The organism is Nocardioides zhouii (assembly GCF_004137345.1).
Classification (GTDB): Bacteria; Actinomycetota; Actinomycetes; order Propionibacteriales; family Nocardioidaceae; genus Nocardioides; species Nocardioides zhouii.
In genome coordinates this window covers 1-19,046 of the sequence record NZ_SDWV01000023.1, presented here as the reverse complement: position 1 = coordinate 19,046, position 19,046 = coordinate 1, and the positions used below count along the sequence as shown (strand labels likewise).

The following is a 19,046-nucleotide window of genomic DNA, read 5'->3' as shown; positions in this document are numbered from 1 at the left end:
CGCTTAATGGCGATCGTTGCAGCCGTGGTGGTGGTGCTGTTGGGAGCGGGCATCACCGGGATGGCGCTCGCCCACTCCGACGACCGGCCCGGCTGGGGCCGGCATCCGATGTCGACGTCCGGCTGGGTGGACGGGTCGATGATGGGCTCTGCCCGCAGCACCGACGAGGCGGGCTACCTCAGCGAGATGGTCGCCCACCACCGCGAGGCGATCGTCGCGGCGGGCGAGCTGATCCGCTCGGACCGGCCGGCGATGCGGGCCTTCGGACGCAGGATCGTGGCCGACCAGACGGCCCAGATCGAGCTGATGCAGGGCTGGCTGGCCGAGTGGTACGCCGGCGAGCGGGATGCGGCGTACGCACCGATGATGCGCGACCTGTCCGGACTCAGCGGCGTCGCGCTCGACCGCGCCTTCCTCGACAACATGATCGGCCACCACATGGCGGCCGTGATGATGTCGCAGCAGCTGCTGATGGGCGGCCTCGCCGAGCACCGTGAGGTGGTCGAGCTCGCCCGCACGATCCGGGACGACCAGAGGGTCGAGATCCGGTGGATGCACGCGGCGCGGTCGCCGTTGGACCGGTGATCGGGTCGCGCCGGTGAAGCTGTGTCAGGCGGCGCGGCTGGGGCGCAGGCGCCGGGCCAGGCGGTGCAGCGAGCTCTCGTGCGTGACGGGGCGCTTCAGCGGGAGCAGGTGGGTCAGGCCCTCGCGCTCGGCCATCAGGACGATGGCGTCGTCCTCGTAGCCCTGGGCCAGCTGCTCGCCCAGCTCGACGTCGTCGCGGCCGACGGCGGCCTCGATCTTCATCGCGTAGTCGTCGTGGAGCTCGTTGAGCTCGTCGATCAGACGCATGGGTCTCTCCTCGGGTTGGGACCTCAACGTCCAGTGTGGCGACGAAATTGGAACGATCCAAGTCCCGGGCCGTGTGAGGTGCGTCAACCCCGCTCGGTGCGACGTCAGACCGCGAGGCGCGGGGGCAGCGGCTCGGGGTCGAGCAGCCGGCCGTGCTGCCACGACCGGTGGAGGACGACGGCCGCCACGACGGCACCCGCTATGCCCAGCGAGAGGTCGCCCAGCGTGTCGGCGTACGCGAACTCCCGCTCGGTCGACTTGCTGACGAAGGCGAAGAACTCCGCGAGCTCCCAGGCGATGGCAGCCGTCGCGCCAAAGGCGAGCGCACGCTCGAGGACCCGACCGAACCCGATGTCGCGCGGCAGCGTCAGCAGGATGAAGGCCGCGGCGAGCAGGCCGGTGTTGGCGAAGTGCATCAGGTCGTCGAACCACACGACGGTGTCGTAGAGGTCCATCCGGTTGCCGAGGATGTCGCTGAAGCAGGTGATCGTGATGAGCAGGTCGGACAGCCAGGGGAACGACATCCGCTCGCGCCACAGGGTCCACCACAGCACCGGCAGGGTGAACGAGATCAGGGGATAGCCCACCGCGCGCATGCCGGCGGCCTTGTCGCGCAGGTTGCCCTGGTCGGGGTAGAGCAGCGCCAGGAGGAGCAGGAGGACGAGGGCGCCCTTGGCCAGGACGTTGGCGGACTTGGCGACGGTCGGAGTGGCCGCGTGCTCGATGATCGCTGCCTCGGTCACGCGCACCCCGTCTCGTGGCGCCGTCGTCGACAGGCGCGTACGCCGCAGTGTGTCACCACGTGGCCGCGCGGCACTCGCGGGCGGGCGTGACCTCGACCTGCAGGGTGGCGTGCTCGATGCCGTGGACCTCGCGCAGGGTCGTCTGCGCGCCCTCGAGGACGGCCTGCGCGTCGGCACCCACGCCGACGACGAGGTGGGCGGTGGCGACGTTCATCCCCGAGGTCAGCGTCCAGGCGTGGAGGTCGTGCACCTCGGCCACGCCCGCCACCGCCTCGAGGTCCCGCACGACCGCATCGAGGTCGAGCCCCACGGGCGCGTGCTGGCCGAGGACGGCGAGGACCTCACGCCCGAGCACCACGGCTCGGACGGCAACGAAGATCCCGATCGCGACGGCCACCACGGTGTCCGCCTGCGCGATGCCGGTGACGGCGACGAGGACTCCCGCCACGATCACGCCGACGCTGCCGGCCGCGTCGGCCACCACCTCGACGTACGCGCCCTTGACGTTGATCGACTCCTGCGCGCCTCCGCGCAGCAGCGCCAGGCACACGAGGTTGACGACCAGCCCGATGCCACCGACGACGAGCATCGGACCGGACGCCACCTCGACCGGCTCACCGAACCGACGCAGCGCCTCGACCACGACGTACACCGAGACGCCGAGCATGATCAGCACGGTGAAGCCGGAGGCGAAGACCTCGGCGCGGTAGGAGCCGTACGTGCGCCGGCCGCTGTCGTCGGGTCGGGTGGCGATCTTCGTCGCGACCAGCGCGGCTCCGAGGGCGACCACGTCCGCGGCCATGTGGCCGGCGTCGGAGATCAGTGCGAGCGAGCCGCTGACGATGCCGACCACCAGTTCGACCACGAAGAACGCCGCGACCAGTCCGAAGGCGACAGCCAGCCGCCACCGGTGGCGGCTGCCGGCATGGCCGTGACCGTGTCCTGCGCCCATCAGTGATCGCCGTCGGTCGGCCGGCGGGCACTCGCGATGGTCAGGAGGTCGTTGGACGGGGTGCCGCAGCCGCACGCGTCGCCGCACGAGCAGGAGCGCTGGTCGTCGTGGTGCGGATGTGCCGATCCGACCGGCCCGCAGCACCCCTCGCCACGCCAGGCGTCCCGACCCTCCTTGGCCGCCACGGCGGCGATCACCAGACCGGCGATCGGATCGGCCCAGTGCCACCCCAGGGTGGCGTTGAGCAGCAGGCCCGCGAGGAGCACCGCCGAGAGGTAGGTGCAGAGCAGGGTCTGTGTCGAGTCGGCGACGACAGCGTTGGACCCCAGGGCCCGGCCCGTGCGCCGCTGGGCCCACGACAGGAACGGCATGATCGCCAGCGACGCCGCGGCCAGGGCGATGCCGATCGGTGACGGATCGGGCGCGTGCCCGCTCGCCAGGGCCCGTACGGACTCCACCGCGACGTACGCCGCCAGCGCGCAGAACGAGACCGCCATCAGCCGCAGCGCGGTCCGCTCGCGTGACTCGGGCAGGGGGTGGCGGAACTGCCACAGGATGATCAGTCCGCTCGACACCTCGACGATCGAGTCCAGGCCGAAGCCGACCAGTGCGACGGACCCCGCGACCAGGCCCGCGGTGATGGCGATGACCGCCTCGGCGACGTTGTAGGCGACGGAGGTCGCCGCGAGGAGCTGCGCGCGGCGACCCAGCCGTACGCGCTCGACGACGTCCGGTGCGACGACAGTGGTCATCGCGCTTCCTCGTGGAGCGCGTCCACGCCGTAGCGCGGGCAGAGGGCGACGGCGTCACCGGTGAGGCCGAGCAGCTTCTCCGCGGAGGCGAGCAGGTCCATCACGGTGTCGATGTGGTTGAGCGACCACATCGAGGCCCGACCCACCGGCCGTGAGGACACGAGGCCGCAGTCCCGGAGGCAGGCGAGGTGCTGCGACACGGTGCTCTGCGCCAGGCCGAGGTGCGCGGTCAGGTCGATGACGCGGTGCTCGCCGAGCGCGAGGTGGCGCACGATCGACAGCCGCGACGGATCGGAGAACCCGTGGAAGAGACACGCTGCGGCGGTCATCCCGGCGGCCTCGACGACGTCGAGGCGCACGGTCTCCATCGCTGTCATCGTCATATGCCGATGCTAGCAGCCGGAGCTGGTGGCCCCGATGGTGCCGGACGGGGGGCCGACACCATCGGGCTGATAGGGGGCCGTCAGGCGGGCATCGGCAGCGTGACCGGCTTCGCGGGGCCGACGCCGTCGGTGAGCGTGGCGGTGAAGACCACCTCGGCCGTGCCGTCGGGCACCGGCGTCGGGAAGGCCAGCGTCCCGGTCTGCTCCTCGTCCACGTCGATCGGGACGGTGCCGAGCGTGGTGGAGCCGGCGGCCGCGGTCACCGATCCGTGGCAGCCGCCGCTGCCGGTGCCGCAGGTGACCTGCACGGAGACGTGCGACTGGCCGTCGGGCCGCAGGGCAGTCGTGGTGATCGCGAGCAGGGAGGGGAACTCCACCCCCGTCGAGGTGTTGTCACCGTGCGGGTCGAAGCAGGCGTCGAACTCGGCCACCGGGTTGGTCACGACCCGCCCCGCGGTGTCGGTGAGCGTCAGGAAGCCGACCAGCTTGCTCGGGGCTGCCGCGGTGTAGCAGCCGTTGCTGTGCACGTTGAGCTCGATCTTGCCGTAGCCCTCGGGCGGCATCGGGTTGTCCGGGTCGCTCCAGCTGACCAGGCAGTTCCAGTTGCTGCCGGGGCCGACGTCGGCCTCGACCGCACCACCCTTGTCGCACATGGCGGTGGGGTGCAGGGACTCCGGCGTGACGCCCTGGTGCCCGAGGAGCTTCGCCTGGGAGGTGTAGACGTGGGCGAAGACGGTGGGCAGGGAGCGCTCGAGCCGGGCCCGGGTGACGCGGCTGCTGCCGCCGGAGCCTGCCATGACGGCTCCCCCGACGGCCAGGACGACCGCGAGTGCGGCGATGAGACTGATGATGAAGCGACGCATGGTGCTCAACCTCCGGTGATGTCGCGGTGGCGCAGGACGAGGAACGCGGTGGCCAGGCTGACCACGCTCCAGACGAGGCTGGTGGTGCAGCCCTCGAGGAGTGGCCCGGTGAACCGGGGGGACGCGAGGAGGCCGTGCCAGGCCTCGAACGGGGTGGTGAGCAGGAGCGGGCGGACCGCCTCGATGCCGCCGAGGCCGCCGACGAGCTGCATGACCATCCCGAGGACGACGGGCCCGGCGATGCCGACGGCCGCGTTGCGCGACCACACCGAGAACAGCAGCGCCACGCAAGTGAAGGCGACCAGCGGAGGAACCATTGTGGCCCATGCCGCGGCGACCAGCAGCAGGGCCGAGTGCGGCTCGACCACCTGGCCGGACAGGCCGGTCAGGGGTTGGCGTCCGACCACCAGCGCGCTCGTCGCGATCGTGGCAGCGGCCAGCACAACGAGCGCGACCAGGCCGAAACCGAGAGCCACCAGCACCTTCGCCCAGAACAGCCGCGACCGGCTGACCGAACGGGTGAGCACGGTCTTCCAGGTGCCGTGCTGGTCCTCGCTGGCGAAGATGTCGCCGGCCACGACGGCGGTCACCAGCGGCAGCAGCCACTGACTGGCGAAGCCCAGCACCAGCAGCGCCATGGCGAAGCCGTTCTCCGTCGCGAACCGCCCGAAGAGCGTGTCCTTGGGCGGTCGTGACTGGGCGCTCACCACCACGACGACAGCGATCGGGGCGAGCAGGGCGCCCAGGAGGAGCGCCCTGCTCCGCAGCTGCGCGCGGAGCTTGCGGGTCTCCCATCGGAGCGCGGCAGCGAGCCCGGCCTGGCCGCGGGTTGCGGCCAGGGCGGCGTGGACCTCGGGGCGATCATCGACGGTCGCGCTCATCGGCAAGCCCCCGCGACCACCGGGCGTGATGGGGGATCGGCCTCGGCGTCGGTGAGCATGAAGAAGAGTGCCTCGAGCGGCGTACGCGTCGGGGTGAAGGCGAGCAGCGGGATCTCGGCGTGGACCAGGTCGGCGACGTACGCCGCGAGCCCGCGCTCCGAGCCGGTCGCGACCAGGCCACCGTCCGGTGACGGCTCCACGACGATGTCCGGGTGTCGCAACCGCCCGACCACGACGGCCTTCGCGTCGTCACCGGTGCGGAGCAGGTGGCCGGGGTCGGGGGCCATCGTGCGGAGGTCGGCGATGGTGCCGTGGAAGGCCACCGACCCGCGCCGCATGATCGTGACGTTGTCGCAGATCTCCTCGACCTCGTCCATGTGGTGCGAGGACAGCAGGACCGTGAGCCCTCCTGCCGCGAGCCGCTTGACCAGCGCTCGCATGTCACGGATGCCGCCGGGGTCGAGGCCGTTGGCCGGCTCGTCGAGGACCAGCAGCCGCGGGCTCCGCAGCAGGCTCGCCGCGACGCCGAGCCGCTGGCGCATCCCGTAGGAGTAGCCACCGACCTTGTGGTCCTCGCGACCGGTCAGGTCGACGATGTCGAGCACCTCCTCGACGCGGTCGGGGAGGCCGGTGCCGTCGAGCAGCCGCAGTCCCTCGAGGTTCTGGCGCCCGGTCAGGTAGGGGTAGAACTTCGGGCTCTCGATGAACCCGGCGACACCGTCGAGGGTCCGGACGTCGTCGTCGGCCCAGGTCCGGTCGAAGACGCGGATCTCGCCGCTGTCGGGCCGGATCAGGCCGAAGAGCATCCGCAGCAGGGTGGTCTTGCCGGCCCCGTTGGGCCCGAGGATGCCGTACACCTCGCCGGGCGCGACCCGCATCGACACGTCGTCGACAGCCACCAGCCCGGCGTACGTCTTGGTGACGCCGACGACCTCGACGGCCGCAGCGCCGGCGCTCATGCCCTCACCGACTCGTTCGCGTCCTCGATGACGTCGACACGGGAGACGGTGAGGTAGGCGACCGTCGCCAGGATCGCCAGGAGGAAGACGACGCTGGTCATGAATGTGCCCAGGCCGAGTCCCTGCTCGGCCTTGTCGGCAGCGAGCCAGTCACCGAGGTTGGCACCGAGGGGCCGGGTGAGGATGTAGGCCAGCCAGAAGGCGAGGACGGCGTCCGCGCCCGAGCGCCACATCACGACCACCACCGCGATGAGCGACAGCGGCAGCAGGACCGACAGGCCCGGTCCCCAGCCGGTGAGGTCGAGGGTCCAGTCGCCGGTGGCGGTGCCGAGGGCGAAGGTCACCAGCACCGCGAGCCAGTAGAAGCCCTCGCGCGGCGTCGTGGTGATGCTGTGGATCGAGAGCGTGCGCTCGCGGACGTACCAGACGGCGAAGACCCCGGCCAGCAGCACCGAGAAGACGAGGGTGCTGATCCAGAGGGGGACGCCGAGCTGGTCGGTGAGGATGTCGGTGTAGAGCGTGCCGGTGACGCTGACCACCACGACGGCGAGCCAGTAGGCGGCCGGCACGTAGCGGGTCAGCCGCATCTGGATGATCAGCACACCGGCGAAGATCGCGGTGAACAGGAGCGCCGTGTTGACCAGCCCCACGCCGAGCTGCTCGTTGATCCAGTCGGCAAGCGACTCCCCGACGGTGGTGCAAAGAATCTTGATCACCCAGAACCAGACGGTGACCTCGGGGACCTTGTTGAGGAGGGTGCGCGCGCCGGTGGCACGGCGTGCCGTACGTGTCGAGTCGGTCATGACCCGAGTGTCAGTGGTCCTTGCTGACGACAACCTGACTGTCGTGGAGGCCACGGCCTGGCAGCGTCACGACGAACGTCGCGCCCGTACGCCCGTCGGTGAGGAGCGTCAGGTCGCCGCCCGCGCTCCGGGCGACCCGGCGGGCCAGGGAGAGTCCCAGGCCGCTGCCGGTGCCGACCCGGTCGGTGCTGCCGGGCTCGAAGAGGCTGTCGACCAGCGCGGGGGCCACCCCCGGGCCGTCGTCCCGCACGTGCAGCGTCACGAGGCCGGGTCCCGACCCGCTACCAGCGGTCAGGACCACCCGGTCCGCGACGCGGAGGGCGTTGTCGAGCACCGGCGCGAGCACGCGGAGGACCACCTCGACGGGGACGCTCACGGCCAGGTCGTCGGGCAGGTCGACCTCGAGCCGGGCGTCGGCGTGCCTCCGGCGTACGGCGTCGGAGAGGTGCTCGCCCGTGGTGCTCCCGTCCAGCGATCCCTCGGCCTGCCGGCGCGCGATCTCCAACAGGACCGTCATCGTCGCGGCCATCGCCCGGCACCCGGCGAGCACGTCGTCCACGTCCTCGCGCAGCTGCGGGTCGAGGTCGGGACGCATCGACACCAGCTCGGCGGTGGCCTGGATCGCGGTGAGCGGCGTGCGCAGCTCGTGGGCGAGCTCTGACGTGAGCCGCTGCTCGGCACGGATGGTCCGGGCGACCTTGTCGAGCAGGTCGTCGAGCGTCCGGCCCAGCGCGCGGATCTCATCCGTCGGTGCGCCGAGGTCGAACCTGCGATCGAGGTCGTGCTCGCTCCACTCCCGCGCGGTGTGCGCCATCGCCTCGACCGGGGCGAGCGCGCGACGGCTGATCCAGGCCGCCATGACCACTGCGAGGAGCACCATGAGCAGACCGGCGACGACCGAGACGGCGAACGCGTTGCGCTCGTCGTTCTCGTAGGGCGTGACCGGTTCGGACAGGACCACCACTCCCCTGGTCCCGTCGTCGAGCGTGAACGGTCGCGCCATCGCGGCGTACGTGTCGTCGACCTCCACGACCTTCCGCTCAGTGGCGCCCGAGAGGCCGTCGAAGGTGACCTGCTGGGAGGGGGCGACGAAGCCCGCGACCAGCTCACCCGTCGCGTCGTACACCGCGACACCGGGCGCGAGCAGGTCGGCCGGCACCTGGAGCGAGCCTCCCGCGGACGCCGGGCTCGCCGCGCCGATGAGGGCGTCGGCCCGGTCGTCCAGCACCCGGGTGACGGCGTCGGTCGCCGCCCCCGCAAGGACCACCTGGACGATGACGACCAGCCCGAGCGCCACGAACGCGGACAGCGTGCCGGTGAGCGCGACGAGGCGGCTCCGGACGCTCGCCGGGTTGCGGGGCTCGGTCATCGGCGGCTCACCAGTGCGCGGCCGGACGGTCGACCGCGGTGAAGCCGACGCCCCGGACGGTCTCGATCGCGGTGGGCGACTCGATCTCGTCGAGCTTGGCCCGGATCCGGCGGATGAAGGAGTCGATCGTGTTCTCCGAGACGCTCGCACCGTCGGGCCAGGCAGCGGCGACGACGCTGCGACGCCGGACGACCTCTCCCGGACGCGAGGTGATCGCCGCGAGCATCCGGAACTCCGTCGGGGTGAGCAGCACCCGGCCGTGCTCGCTGCGGGCGGCGTGCTGGACCGGGTCGAGCACCAGGCCGCCGGCCTGCAGCCGACGGTCCGGACCCCGCCTGGCCAGCGCGTCGAGGCGGGCGAGCACCTCCGCGATCTCGAACGGCTTGACGACGTAGTCGTCCGCGCCGGCGGCGAATCCCGCCAGCACCTCGTGCGGAGCGCCGAGTGCGGTGAGGAAGAGGACGGGTGCGTGCTGTCCGGCGGACTTGAGGGCCTGGACCACGTCGCGTCCGTCGGAGTCGGGAAGTCCGACGTCCATCACGACGACGTCGAGAGGTTCGTCGGGTCCGAACTGCAGGAGCGCCTCGCGCCCGTCATGGGCGACGACGACCTCGTGACCGGCCTGGCGCAGGCCGCGTACGAGCACCTTGCGGATCGACTCCTGGTCCTCGCAGACACCGATGGTCAGCACGACACCACCCTCTCCTGTCCGTGTCGACCGAGTCGACCCCGCCTCAATCACCGGTCGAGGACGCGACCTGGTCGCCCCAGGCAGCGCGGGCGCCGGAGTCACCGACGCGATAGACCTGTACGCCGGCCGCGAGGGCTGCGACGACCGCGAGCCCGGCGACCGCCATCGGCAGGGCTGACGGCCCGACCGCCGGCTTGCCGGCGGCCTTGCGCCGCTCGAGCACGACCAGCGCGAGCGTCAGGACCAGCAGCGGGATCGCGAACCAGATGAGCTGGTCGCCGAGCTCCGCATGCTCGCCCGGGTCGCCCACGTGCTTCTCGAGCGCCTCGCCGCTCGACGTCGCGATGGGCAGCAGCGCGGTCGCCACTGCTGCACAGGCCACCACGAGGCCGCCGTACGTGAGCCGCCACGCCGGCCTGACCGCGATCGCGATCGTCCCGAGCACGGCGAGTGGCAGCAGGACGACCACGCCGTGGACCACGAGCGGGTGGATGGGCAGGCCGTTGACCAGGTCGAACATGGACGCCTCCTCGGCCCACGTCCTTCGCGGGCGACGTCGCCAGCGTCCGGCCGCCCACCTGCCGACAACCTGACTGGACCGTGGGCCGCCGCGCGTGGGGATACGGTCTGCTCGTGCCGCAGGTCATCGACTACGCCTGGTTCGGAGCGGGGTTGCTCGTCGTGGTGCTCGCCACGGTGCTCATCGCCTGGCGCTCGGGAGTCGGCCTGGGCTGGACTCCCCTGACCGCGCTGGCCCGGGCCGTGGTCCAGCTCGCCGTCGTCGCACTGCTGCTGCGCGGCATCCTGTCCCTGCCGTGGACGGTGGTCGCCTTCCTCGTACTGATGCTGACGACGGCGTCATGGACGGCCGCAGGTCGGCTGCGCGAGCTGTGGCACGGCCGACGGGCGGCGGTCGTCGGCGTCGTGGCCGGCGCCGGGGTCTCGCTCGCCGCAGTGTTCGTATTGCGGCTCGTCGACCTCGACGTACGCCACCTCGTCGCGGTCGCCGGCATCATCATCGGCAACGCCATGAGCGCAGCAACCCTGTCGGGTCGGAACTTCCTGCGCGGCGTACGACACCGCCGCGACGAGGTCGAGGCGTGGCTCTCGCTCGGCGCGACCCCCGCCCGCGCCCACCTCGAGATCGGGCAGGAGGCGGTGCGGGAGTCACTGCTCCCCAACCTCGACCAGACCCGCTCGACAGGACTCGTCACCCTTCCCGGCGCGTTCGTGGGCGCCCTCTTCGGCGGCGCCAGTCCCGAGGTCGCCGCACAGTTCCAGCTGGTCGTCCTCGCCGGGATCGCCCTGGCGATGACGATCACGGGTGTCGTGGTCACACGCCAGCTCGGACGCTCGCCGTACCTGCCCGCCGTCGAGACCTGACCGGTGACCTAGCCTGCCGAGGTGGAGAGGCGACTGCTGGCGGACACCCGACCGCTCGCCAACCCCCACTTCCGCCGGCTCTGGCTGGCCAACATCGTCACGGTCATCGGCGCGCAGCTGACCGTCGTGGCGGTGCCCGCGCAGATCTACACGATGACCGGCTCGTCGGCGTACGTCGGGCTCACCGGCGTCTTCGGCCTCGTCCCACTGGTGGTCTTCGGGCTGTGGGGCGGGGCGCTCGCCGACGTCTTCGACCGACGCACGCTGCTGATGGTCACGACCGTCGGGCTCATCCTCACCAGTGCGGGGTTCTGGCTGCAGGCGGCGCTCGGCGCGGAGGACGTGTGGCTGCTGCTGGGCCTCTTCGCCGTGCAGCAGGCGTTCTTCGCGGTCAACCAACCGACCCGGTCCGCGCTGCTGCCACGCATCCTCGACAAGCAGCTCCTGCCCGCGGCGAACTCGCTCAACATGACCGTCATGCAGGCCGGCGGCATCGCCGGTCCGCTCGTCGGCGGAGCGCTCATCCCACTGGTCGGCTTCTCCTGGCTCTACCTGCTCGACACGATCACGCTCTTCGCCACCCTCGGCGCGGTCGTCGGGCTGCCGGCGCTGCCGGTCATGGGCGCGACGGTCACGCCGGGCATCCGCGCGGTCATCGACGGCTTCCGCTACCTGCGGACCCAGCCGGTGCTGATGATGTCGTTCGTCGTCGACATCATCGCGATGGTCTTCGGGATGCCGCGCGCGCTGTTCCCGGAGATGGCGGACGTCGCGTTCGGCGGACCGAGCGAGGGCGGCCTGGCCTTCGCGCTGCTCTTCGCCGCGATCCCGCTGGGCGCGGTGGTCGGCGGCGTGCTGTCGGGCTGGGTGTCGCGGGTCGAGCGCCAGGGCCTGGCCGTGATCGTGGCGATCCTCGTGTGGGGGTTCGCGATGATCGGCTTCGGCGTGGCCGCGATGCTGGCGTCGTACGCCCCGGCCATGATGCTCGGCGTCGCGGTGCTGATGCTCGCGATCGGCGGCGCCGCCGACATGGCCTCCGCCGCGTTCCGTACGTCGATGCTGCAGTCCGCCGCGGCCGACGAGGTCCGCGGCCGCCTGCAGGGCATCTTCATCGTCGTGGTCGCCGGTGGCCCGCGCATCGCGGACGTGGCCCACGGCGCGACCGCAGCCGCGACCGGCGCCGCCGTCGCCGCGGCCGGCGGTGGCGTGCTGGTGGTCGTCTTCACCGTCGCAGCAGCCCTCGCCGTCCCGGCCTTCGTGCGCTACCGGGTCACGCGGGCGGCGTACGACCACTGACGCCGGCGCCTGCGACAGCAGCAGACTCAGACGACGCGGGCCTTCGGCGTACCCTCCGCCGTCTTGCCGGGGTCGCTGACCACGACGGAGCCGAGGGCGTCGTCGATGCGCTTCATCACGTCGTCGTCGAGCTTCACGCCGGCGGCCTTGACGTTGTCACCGACCTGCTCGGGACGCGAGGCGCCGACGAGGGCGGCGGCGACGTTGTCGTTCTGCAGCACCCAGGCGATGGCGAGCTGGGCCATGGTGAGGCCGCAGTCCTTCGCGATCGGCTCGAGGTCCTGGACGGCGGTGAGGACGTCGTCGTTCATGAAGCGCGAGATCATGTCCGCGCCTCCCTTGGTGTCGGTGGCGCGCGAGCCCTCCGGCGGGGCCTGGCCGGGCTTGTACTTCCCCGTCAGCACGCCCTGCGCGATCGGGCTCCACACGATCTGGGAGACCCCGAGCTCGCGGGAGGTCGGGACGACCTCGCCCTCGATGACGCGCCAGAGCATGGAGTACTGCGGCTGGCTCGAGATGAGCTGGAAGCCGAGCTCCTTCGACAGCTCCACGCCGGCGCGGATCTGGTCGGCGGTCCACTCGCTGACGCCGATGTAGAGCGCCTTGCCCTGGCGGACGACGTCGGCGAACGCCTGCATCGTCTCCTCGAGCGGCGTCTCCACGTCGAAGCGGTGGGCCTGGTAGAGGTCGACGTAGTCGGTCTGCAGCCGCTCGAGCGAGCCGTTGATCGACTCCATGATGTGCTTGCGGGACAGGCCGGTGTCGTTCTTGCCCTTCGGGCCGGTGGGCCAGTAGACCTTGGTGAAGATCTCCAGCCCCTCGCGGCGCTCGCCCTTCAGCGCCTCACCGAGCACGCTCTCCGCCGCGGTGTTGGCGTACACGTCCGCGGTGTCGAAGGTCGAGATGCCCTCGTCGAGGGCGGCGCGTACGCATTGGGTGGCGACGTCGTTCTCCACCTGGGACCCGTGGGTCAGCCAGTTGCCGTAGGTGATCTCTGAGATCTTCAGTCCGCTGTTGCCGAGGTATCGAAACTCCATGCGTCGACCCTAGCGAGGGGCTGGTGGCAGCTTCCGGTCGAGCCAGGCGAACAGCGCGAACAGGGCACCGAACAACGCCGTGATCCCCACGCTCACCGCCACGACCGATCCCCATCCCTCCTCGCTGGCGTCGAGGAACGGGTAGGGCACCCACCCGTCGACCTGTCCGACGACGAGGGTCCAGACGAGCCAGGCCAGCGGCCAGACGAGGGCGTATGCCGCCTCGCGCCAGGCGAACCGCGGACGAGGTCCGACCCACGCCCAGGCCGCGACGGCCAGCACCGGCACGACCATGTGCAGCAGCTTGTCCGCGAACCAGTCGGCGCCGTCGAGGTCGAGCAGCGGACGCAGCAGGAAGAAGTGCACGAGCCCGGTGACCGTCATGCCGACCAGGCCGGCGAGGCGCACCACCCGCCACGTGGGCCGGTCCAGCGCGGGCTCGCGGACGAGCATGGTCGAGACGACGGCCACCAGCAGATTGCTCTGGATCGTGAAGTAGGCAAAGAAGCGGTAGATTCGCGCGCCGAGGCCCGGCGGGTCGTCCTCGACGAGGACGGCCGAGCCCGACACCACCAGGACGAACTGCAGCACTGTCGCGGCCCAGGCGACTACTGCGACCACGAGGTGCACCTGGCGGGCGCGGGCATCGGTCATGCGAGGAGCGTAGGGCCTTCAGTCCAGGACGACGAGGACGTCGCCGTCCTGCACGACGTCGCCGACCGTCACCTTGATCGCGGTGACCGTCCCGGCCCGCTCGGCGAGCATCGGGATCTCCATCTTCATCGACTCCAGCAGCACGACGGTGTCGCCGGCCTCGACGCGGTCGCCCTCCGCGACCTCGATGGTCAGCACGTTGGCGACCAGCTCGGACACGATCTCGAGGGAGGTGGAGCGGGCCATGCGCCCGACGGTAGCGGTTACCGGGGCGTACGCGCTGATCAGCGGGTCACAGCTCGGCGAAGCGACTCGGCTCGGGACGGTGCGCCCCGGCCTCCTCGGCCCGACGGCCACGCCGGCCCTTGGGCCCGGTGAGGGCGAGGTCCACGCGGATCACGACGTAGCCGATCACCAGGCCCAGCACGAGCGAGTACGCCGCCCGCAGGCCGGCCTCGACGTACGAGCTGTCCGGCGCCATCAGGCCCGACGCCAGCGGCACGGTCGCGGCGACGCCGAAGGCGCAGACCCACCAGCCCTGCCGCCGGCGGGCGCGGACGTGGGTGCCCCACACGAGCGCCGGGATGCCGAGCAGCACGACGAGCGGGCGCGGGAAGGCGCCGATGCGCTCGGAGGTGGCGTCGGCGAAGTCGAGCACCGACGAGACGAACGTCTGCGCGCCGTAGCGCCTCAGCAGCTCGGCGTACGCCATCGTCGCGACAAGGACGGCGAGCCCGATCGCGACGATCACCAGCCCGCGGCGACCGAGGCCGTGGAGGCCGGCACCGAGGCGGTAGACGATGGTGAAGACGAGGGCGAGGGCGAGCAGGAGCGCCGCGATGTCGAAGCGCTCTGCTGCCACCGTGGGCTCGAAGCCGACGGCCGCGGAGGCCGTCACGGCGGCGACGAGGGTGGCGATGACGGCCTCGCGCACCGCCTTCAACCAGGTGATGGCCGGCACCGTCACCATCACGGCGTACACGCTGCCGACCACGCACGTCAGCACGGCGGCGCCGGTGGGCAGCACCCGGCCGCCGATGAGCAGGCTCGCGACGCCCAGGCCGAGGGCCAGGCCCGCCGAGATGATGGCGCGACCGGCGGTGCGGGTGGCGAGGAGCCACGACAGGGCAGTCACCACGGCGACCGCGCCGGCACCGTCGAGCCAGCCCGGCGGCGCGCCGAACCGGTCCAGGCCGCTGGGAAGGTGGCCGAGGATCCCGGTGACAGCGGAGATCGCCAGTGCAGCGGCACCCAGCCCGAGGACGACGAACCACAGCGTCAGCAGCAGTCGCCGCGGACCCTCCTGGCGCGGCTCCTCCACCGACGCTGCGGGGGCGGGCCCGACGGGCGCGGTCGGGGCGACCGGTCGCGGGGTGGGGGGCGCCACTGGTGTCGTGACCGTCGGCTCCGACGGGGTCGGGTCCGCCTTCTCCCGCCGGCGACGCACCCGCGAGGGCGCTCGCTCGGCAGCCCGCTTGCCGCGGGAGGACCCGCGGGGGCTGTCGGAGGTGGGGGAAGGCACGACGCGGAAGGCTACAGCCGACGGTTGGTCAGGGACGGGTTGGTACGACGGCTCGCGCGGAGGTCGTCACGGTCGAGGGTGACCTCGAAGGTGGCCTCACCGTCGGCCGCATCGGCGAGGAGCTCGCCCATCGGGCCGAAGACAGCCGAGTGGCCGCAGTAGCGCGGCTCGGGCTGGGCAGCGCCGACCACGAAGCAGGTGTTCTCGATCGCGCGGGCGGCCAGCAGGGTGCGCCAGTGCTCGACCTTCCGGTCCCCCGGCAGCCAGGCCGCAGGCACCACGATCACCTCGGCCCCGTCGTCCACGAGCAGCCGCGCGAGCTCGGGGAAGCGCAGGTCGTAGCAGGTCATCAGGCCCACCCGCCATCCCGCGACGTCGACGACGACCGGCTCCGGTGCACCCCCGGTGAGGCGGTCGGACTCGCGGTAGCCGAACGAGTCGTAGAGGTGGATCTTGCGGTACGCCGCCTGCGCGGCTCCCGCGACCAGGAGGGTGTTGTGCGGTCGCTCGGGATCGTCGGCCACCTCGAACATCCCGGCGACCACCGTGGACGAGGCGGCGTCCGCGACCCGCGCGAGCTCGGTGCCGAACGGTCCGTCGAGCGGTTCGGCGTACGCGCTGACGTCCGACCCGGCCTCGCCGAAGTCACGCGCGAAGGCCTCCGGGAGGACGACCAGGTCCGCGCCGGGCGTCACTGCCTCGGCGAGGCGGCCGCGGTTGGCGGCGGCGTCGAGCCCGCTCGCCCACTGGTGGACGCGTACGCGCAGCCGGTCGGTCATAGGTCCAGAGTGCCAGAGGACGGGGGCTGGGAGGATGGCTCCATGGACCTCTACGTCGGCGCGGGCGGATTTTGCGGGGTCGTGCTCGCGGGCGGGACGGCCGCCCGGATGGACGGGATCGACAAGGCGGCCGTCGAGCTTCACGGTCGGACGCTGCTGGAGCTCGCGGTCGACGCGTTCCTCGACGCCGACGAGGTCGTGGTGGTTGCACCGGAGAGCGTCCCCACGGCCCGTCCGGTCACGTTCGTCTGCGAGGACCCGCCCCGCGGCGGCCCGGTCGCCGGCCTGCTCACCGGGGTCGACGCGCTACTGCGCCGGCCGCGGCTCGTCGGGGTCCTGGCGGTCGACATGCCGCGCGTCACCCCCGCCACGATGCGGCGGCTGCGCGACGCGACGGTCGGCCGGGACGGCGCGTTCCTGGTCGACGCCGACGGGCGGCGCCAGCTCGCCGGTGTCGTCGACGCGGCCCGGCTGTCCGGCGTACGTCCCGGGTTGGAGGCGCAGCACGGCATGGCGCTGCACCGGCTCCTCGCGCCGCTCGACCTCGCCGACGTGCCGACGGTGGGGGACGAGGCGGTCGACATCGACACGTGGGCCGACCTGCGCGACCTGCGCTGAGACGACCGTCCCTTGCCGCCGCCGGGTCGGGTGCGAGACATTGGGGTCGTGAACCTCCACGACTGGATCGACGAGCTCGCCGATGCGCTCGACGTCGAGACCGAGGTCGACGAGGGCCTCATCCTCGACCTGGCCCGGGTGACGGCGCAGAACGTGCAGAAGACCGCTGCGCCGATCACGGCGTACCTCCTCGGCTTCGCCGCCGGGGCCGGTGACCTCAACCCGGAGAAGGTCGAGCGGATGGCTGCCAAGGCCCAGGCGCTCGCCGAGAGCTGGGACCGCCCCGCCGACGCGCCCGACCCAGACGACGTCGACGACGACGTGCCCGACGACTCGACGGTCGACCACTCCACCGACCGCTACGAGGACTGAGCCCTTGCGTGCAGCAGTCGCCACCGGCACCGGTGGCCCCGAGGTCCTGTCCGTCGGCGAGGTCGAGGCTCCGAGCCCGGCCGCCGGCGAGGTGCTGATCGAGGTCGTCGCGACGGCCGTCAACCGCGCCGACACCCTGCAGCGGCAGGGCTTCTACCCACCCCCGCCCGGCGCCTCCGAGACGATCGGGCTCGAGTGCAGCGGCCGCGTCGTCGGCCTGGGCGAGGGCGTGACGGGCTGGTCCGTGGGCGACGAGGTGTGCGCGCTGCTCGCGGGTGGCGGGTACGCCGAACTGGTGGCGGTGCCGGTCGGCCAGGTCATGCCGGTCCCGGGCGGCGTCTCGCTGATCGAGGCGGCCGGCCTGCCCGAGGTCGCGGCCACCGTGTGGTCCAACGTCTTCATGACCGCGCACCTGGCGAAGGGCGAGCGCTTCCTCGTCCACGGCGGTGCCGGCGGGATCGGCACGATGGCGATCCAGCTCGCGGCCGCGCGCGGCGCGGAGGTGTTCGCCACCGCCGGCTCACCGGCGAAGCTCGAGCTGTGCCGGTCGCTGGGTGCAACGCACGTCATCGACTATCGCGAGGACGACTTCGTCGAGGTGCTGGCCGAGGCCGGCGGTGCCGACGTCATCCTCGACAACATGGGCGCCAAGTACCTCGGCCGCAACGTCGACGCGCTCGCCACCGGCGGGCGGCTCGTGGTCATCGGCATGCAGGGTGGCGCCAAGGGCGAGCTCGACCTCTCCGTCCTGCTTCGCAAGCGCGCCTCCGTCACAGCGACCTCGCTCCGGGCCCGTCCCGTCACCGAGAAGGCGGCGATCTGCTGCGGCGTCGTCGAGAACGTGTGGCCCCTCGTCGCCGCCGGCGCCATCCGGCCGATCGTCGAGACGACGATGCCCCTCGAGGACGTCGCCCGCGGGCACCAGCTCATGGAGGACGGCAGCCACTCCGGGAAGATCGTCCTCACCCTCTGATCGCCTCCTCGAGCGGTGGTCCAGCCACATTCGGCGGCCCGGGAGTGTGGCCCCGCCACCGCCGTCCCGCGCTCCGCGTACGACGCCCCTCGAGCGGTGGTCCAGCCACCTTTCCTCGGTGCCGAAGGTGGCTCCATCACCGCTCCACGAGCGGTGTGTGAGGCGGGTTCCGGACCCTGGCGATCCTCCTCAGCCACCGCTCGTACGCATGGCGCGTGGAGACACGCCCGGGAGCGGCGTGGGAGGCGGGTTCCGGGCGGGCCAAATCCGCCTCACCCACCGCTCAAACGGGCTCGGAACCCCCGACTAGGGTTGACGACATGACCGAGGAGCAGCAGCCCGAGCAGACCGACGTGGCCACTTCTGGTGGCGACGACGATCAGGTCGTCGTGATCGGCCCCGACGGCCAGCCCATCGGCACGATCCCCGCGAGTGCGCTGCCGGCGATGACGCAGGGCGGCGACGAGGGCGACGGCGAGCGCCACATCACCGAGCTGGTCGAGCAGCCCGCGAAGGTGATGCGGATCGGCAGCATGATCCGCCAGCTCCTCGAAGAGGTGAAGGCGGCTCCGCTCGACGAGGCCAGCCGCCAGCGCCTCAAGGAGATCCACGCCGCCTCCATCAAGGAGCTCGAGACCGGCCTCGCGCCCGAGCTCGTCGAGGAGCTCGACCGGCTGACCCTGCCCTTCACCGAGGAGGGCACCCCGTCCGAGGGCGAGCTGCGCATCGCGCAAGCCCAGCTGGTCGGCTGGCTCGAGGGGCTCTTCCACGGCATCCAGACCGCGATCTACGCCCAGCAGATGGCCTCGCGCGCCCAGCTCGAGCAGATCCGCCGCGCCCTCCCGATGGGCCAGGGCGGTCAGCACCAGCCCGTCGGCATGCCGACCATGCCGGGCGGCAGCGAGGCGCACGAGGAGTCCGGCGGACCCTCCAGCGGCATGTACCTCTGACCCCGCGATAGTCCGCATCATTCGTCTGCCCGGGAGCCGGGCGGGTTCTAGGTAGTCATGCAACACCTCGATGTTGAGGAGATGTGTGATGGGTGCTCGTCCGAAGAGTCCGCGGGAGTTTGATCGTCGGTTCTGGGCTGGGATCCGTGAGGGTCTGGTGCCGGAGGCAGCCGGCCTGGCTGCCGGCATGTCTGGGGACTGGGGCAGACGTACG

Annotated in this window: 24 protein-coding genes; 7 read left to right on the top strand and 17 right to left on the bottom strand. The window is 71.9% G+C overall.

What is annotated here, in order from left to right:
• The first annotated feature begins 6 nt into the window (after positions 1 to 6).
• Positions 7 to 585 carry a DUF305 domain-containing protein gene (locus tag EUA94_RS18305; RefSeq protein ID WP_165357016.1) on the top strand — a complete coding sequence of 193 codons (579 nt, stop codon included), beginning with the start codon at positions 7 to 9 and terminating at the stop codon, positions 583 to 585.
• A gap of 24 nt (positions 586 to 609) precedes the next feature.
• Here EUA94_RS18305 and EUA94_RS18300 read toward each other — a convergent pair whose 3' ends face one another.
• The 12 genes from EUA94_RS18300 to EUA94_RS18245 form a co-directional block, all read right to left on the bottom strand.
• Entirely contained in the window at positions 610 to 852 is a 243-nt protein-coding gene (locus EUA94_RS18300; protein WP_129428337.1) for a hypothetical protein, read from the bottom strand.
• A gap of 104 nt (positions 853 to 956) precedes the next feature.
• Positions 957 to 1,595: a DUF2238 domain-containing protein gene (locus tag EUA94_RS18295; protein ID WP_129428336.1), complete on the bottom strand. Its 639-nt coding sequence runs from the start codon at positions 1,593 to 1,595 to the stop codon at positions 957 to 959.
• Between the two features lie 52 nt (positions 1,596 to 1,647).
• Entirely contained in the window at positions 1,648 to 2,547 is a 900-nt protein-coding gene (locus EUA94_RS18290; protein WP_129428335.1) for a cation diffusion facilitator family transporter, read from the bottom strand.
• Positions 2,547 to 3,299: a cation diffusion facilitator family transporter gene (locus EUA94_RS18285; protein WP_129428334.1), complete on the bottom strand. Its 753-nt coding sequence runs from the start codon at positions 3,297 to 3,299 to the stop codon at positions 2,547 to 2,549. Before EUA94_RS18285 ends, EUA94_RS18290 begins: the two co-directional genes overlap by 1 nt.
• Positions 3,296 to 3,628 (bottom strand): ArsR/SmtB family transcription factor, encoded by a 333-nt coding sequence (locus EUA94_RS18280; RefSeq protein WP_479724697.1) that lies wholly within the window; start codon positions 3,626 to 3,628, stop codon positions 3,296 to 3,298. Before EUA94_RS18280 ends, EUA94_RS18285 begins: the two co-directional genes overlap by 4 nt.
• A 134-nt stretch (positions 3,629 to 3,762) precedes the next feature.
• A complete protein-coding gene (locus tag EUA94_RS18275; protein ID WP_129428332.1) occupies positions 3,763 to 4,545 on the bottom strand; it encodes a hypothetical protein in 783 nt (260 codons plus the stop codon).
• Between the two features lie 5 nt (positions 4,546 to 4,550).
• The gene (locus EUA94_RS18270; RefSeq protein ID WP_129428331.1) at positions 4,551 to 5,426 is read right to left on the bottom strand and encodes an ABC transporter permease; all 876 of its coding nucleotides are present in this window, start codon (positions 5,424 to 5,426) and stop codon (positions 4,551 to 4,553) included.
• Complete coding sequence (locus EUA94_RS18265; protein ID WP_129428330.1) at positions 5,423 to 6,385, bottom strand: ABC transporter ATP-binding protein; 963 nt, start codon at positions 6,383 to 6,385, stop codon at positions 5,423 to 5,425. Before EUA94_RS18265 ends, EUA94_RS18270 begins: the two co-directional genes overlap by 4 nt.
• Positions 6,382 to 7,188, bottom strand: a complete 807-nt coding sequence (locus tag EUA94_RS18260; RefSeq protein WP_129428329.1) for a COG4705 family protein — start codon at positions 7,186 to 7,188, stop codon at positions 6,382 to 6,384. Before EUA94_RS18260 ends, EUA94_RS18265 begins: the two co-directional genes overlap by 4 nt.
• 10 nt (positions 7,189 to 7,198) lie before the next feature.
• The gene (locus EUA94_RS18255; protein WP_129428328.1) at positions 7,199 to 8,557 is read right to left on the bottom strand and encodes a HAMP domain-containing sensor histidine kinase; all 1,359 of its coding nucleotides are present in this window, start codon (positions 8,555 to 8,557) and stop codon (positions 7,199 to 7,201) included.
• Positions 8,558 to 8,564: 7 nt separating this feature from the next.
• A complete protein-coding gene (locus tag EUA94_RS18250; RefSeq protein ID WP_129428327.1) occupies positions 8,565 to 9,248 on the bottom strand; it encodes a response regulator transcription factor in 684 nt (227 codons plus the stop codon).
• A gap of 43 nt (positions 9,249 to 9,291) precedes the next feature.
• Positions 9,292 to 9,768: a DUF2231 domain-containing protein gene (locus EUA94_RS18245; protein ID WP_129428326.1), complete on the bottom strand. Its 477-nt coding sequence runs from the start codon at positions 9,766 to 9,768 to the stop codon at positions 9,292 to 9,294.
• 113 nt (positions 9,769 to 9,881) lie between these two features.
• On the opposite strand from EUA94_RS18245, the gene EUA94_RS18240 reads away from it, so the two are divergent.
• On the top strand, positions 9,882 to 10,631 hold the full coding sequence (locus EUA94_RS18240) for an ABC transporter permease (RefSeq protein WP_242494951.1): 750 nt from the start codon (positions 9,882 to 9,884) through the stop codon (positions 10,629 to 10,631).
• A 21-nt stretch (positions 10,632 to 10,652) separates the two neighbouring features.
• The gene (locus EUA94_RS18235) at positions 10,653 to 11,927 is read left to right on the top strand and encodes an MFS transporter (RefSeq protein WP_129428325.1); all 1,275 of its coding nucleotides are present in this window, start codon (positions 10,653 to 10,655) and stop codon (positions 11,925 to 11,927) included.
• A 26-nt stretch (positions 11,928 to 11,953) separates the two neighbouring features.
• On the opposite strand, the gene EUA94_RS18230 is transcribed toward EUA94_RS18235, so the two are convergent.
• Genes EUA94_RS18230 through EUA94_RS18210 form a run of 5 tightly spaced genes read right to left on the bottom strand, consistent with a single transcriptional unit; the run spans position 11,954 to position 15,919 of the window.
• Complete coding sequence (locus EUA94_RS18230; protein WP_129428324.1) at positions 11,954 to 12,964, bottom strand: aldo/keto reductase family protein; 1,011 nt, start codon at positions 12,962 to 12,964, stop codon at positions 11,954 to 11,956.
• A 9-nt stretch (positions 12,965 to 12,973) separates the two neighbouring features.
• Positions 12,974 to 13,618, bottom strand: a complete 645-nt coding sequence (locus EUA94_RS18225) for a Pr6Pr family membrane protein (RefSeq protein WP_129428323.1) — start codon at positions 13,616 to 13,618, stop codon at positions 12,974 to 12,976.
• Between the two features lie 18 nt (positions 13,619 to 13,636).
• Positions 13,637 to 13,864, bottom strand: a complete 228-nt coding sequence (locus tag EUA94_RS18220) for a biotin/lipoyl-binding carrier protein (RefSeq protein ID WP_129428322.1) — start codon at positions 13,862 to 13,864, stop codon at positions 13,637 to 13,639.
• 46 nt (positions 13,865 to 13,910) lie between these two features.
• Positions 13,911 to 15,140, bottom strand: coding sequence for a hypothetical protein (locus tag EUA94_RS18215; protein ID WP_129428321.1), 1,230 nt, complete (start codon positions 15,138 to 15,140; stop codon positions 13,911 to 13,913).
• Positions 15,141 to 15,151: 11 nt separating this feature from the next.
• A complete protein-coding gene (locus EUA94_RS18210; protein ID WP_129428320.1) occupies positions 15,152 to 15,919 on the bottom strand; it encodes a carbon-nitrogen hydrolase family protein in 768 nt (255 codons plus the stop codon).
• A gap of 42 nt (positions 15,920 to 15,961) precedes the next feature.
• Here EUA94_RS18210 and mobA point away from each other — a divergent pair, with 42 nt between their 5' ends.
• The 4 genes from mobA to EUA94_RS18190 all read left to right on the top strand — a co-directional run bounded on the left by mobA (position 15,962) and on the right by EUA94_RS18190 (position 18,832).
• Complete coding sequence (gene mobA, locus EUA94_RS18205; RefSeq protein ID WP_129428319.1) at positions 15,962 to 16,537, top strand: molybdenum cofactor guanylyltransferase; 576 nt, start codon at positions 15,962 to 15,964, stop codon at positions 16,535 to 16,537.
• Positions 16,538 to 16,585: 48 nt separating this feature from the next.
• Positions 16,586 to 16,909: a DUF6457 domain-containing protein gene (locus tag EUA94_RS18200; RefSeq protein ID WP_129428318.1), complete on the top strand. Its 324-nt coding sequence runs from the start codon at positions 16,586 to 16,588 to the stop codon at positions 16,907 to 16,909.
• Positions 16,910 to 16,913: 4 nt separating this feature from the next.
• The gene (locus tag EUA94_RS18195) at positions 16,914 to 17,882 is read left to right on the top strand and encodes an NAD(P)H-quinone oxidoreductase (protein WP_129428317.1); all 969 of its coding nucleotides are present in this window, start codon (positions 16,914 to 16,916) and stop codon (positions 17,880 to 17,882) included.
• 320 nt (positions 17,883 to 18,202) lie between these two features.
• Positions 18,203 to 18,832: a bacterial proteasome activator family protein gene (locus EUA94_RS18190; protein ID WP_129428316.1), complete on the top strand. Its 630-nt coding sequence runs from the start codon at positions 18,203 to 18,205 to the stop codon at positions 18,830 to 18,832.
• Positions 18,833 to 19,046 lie beyond the last annotated feature (214 nt).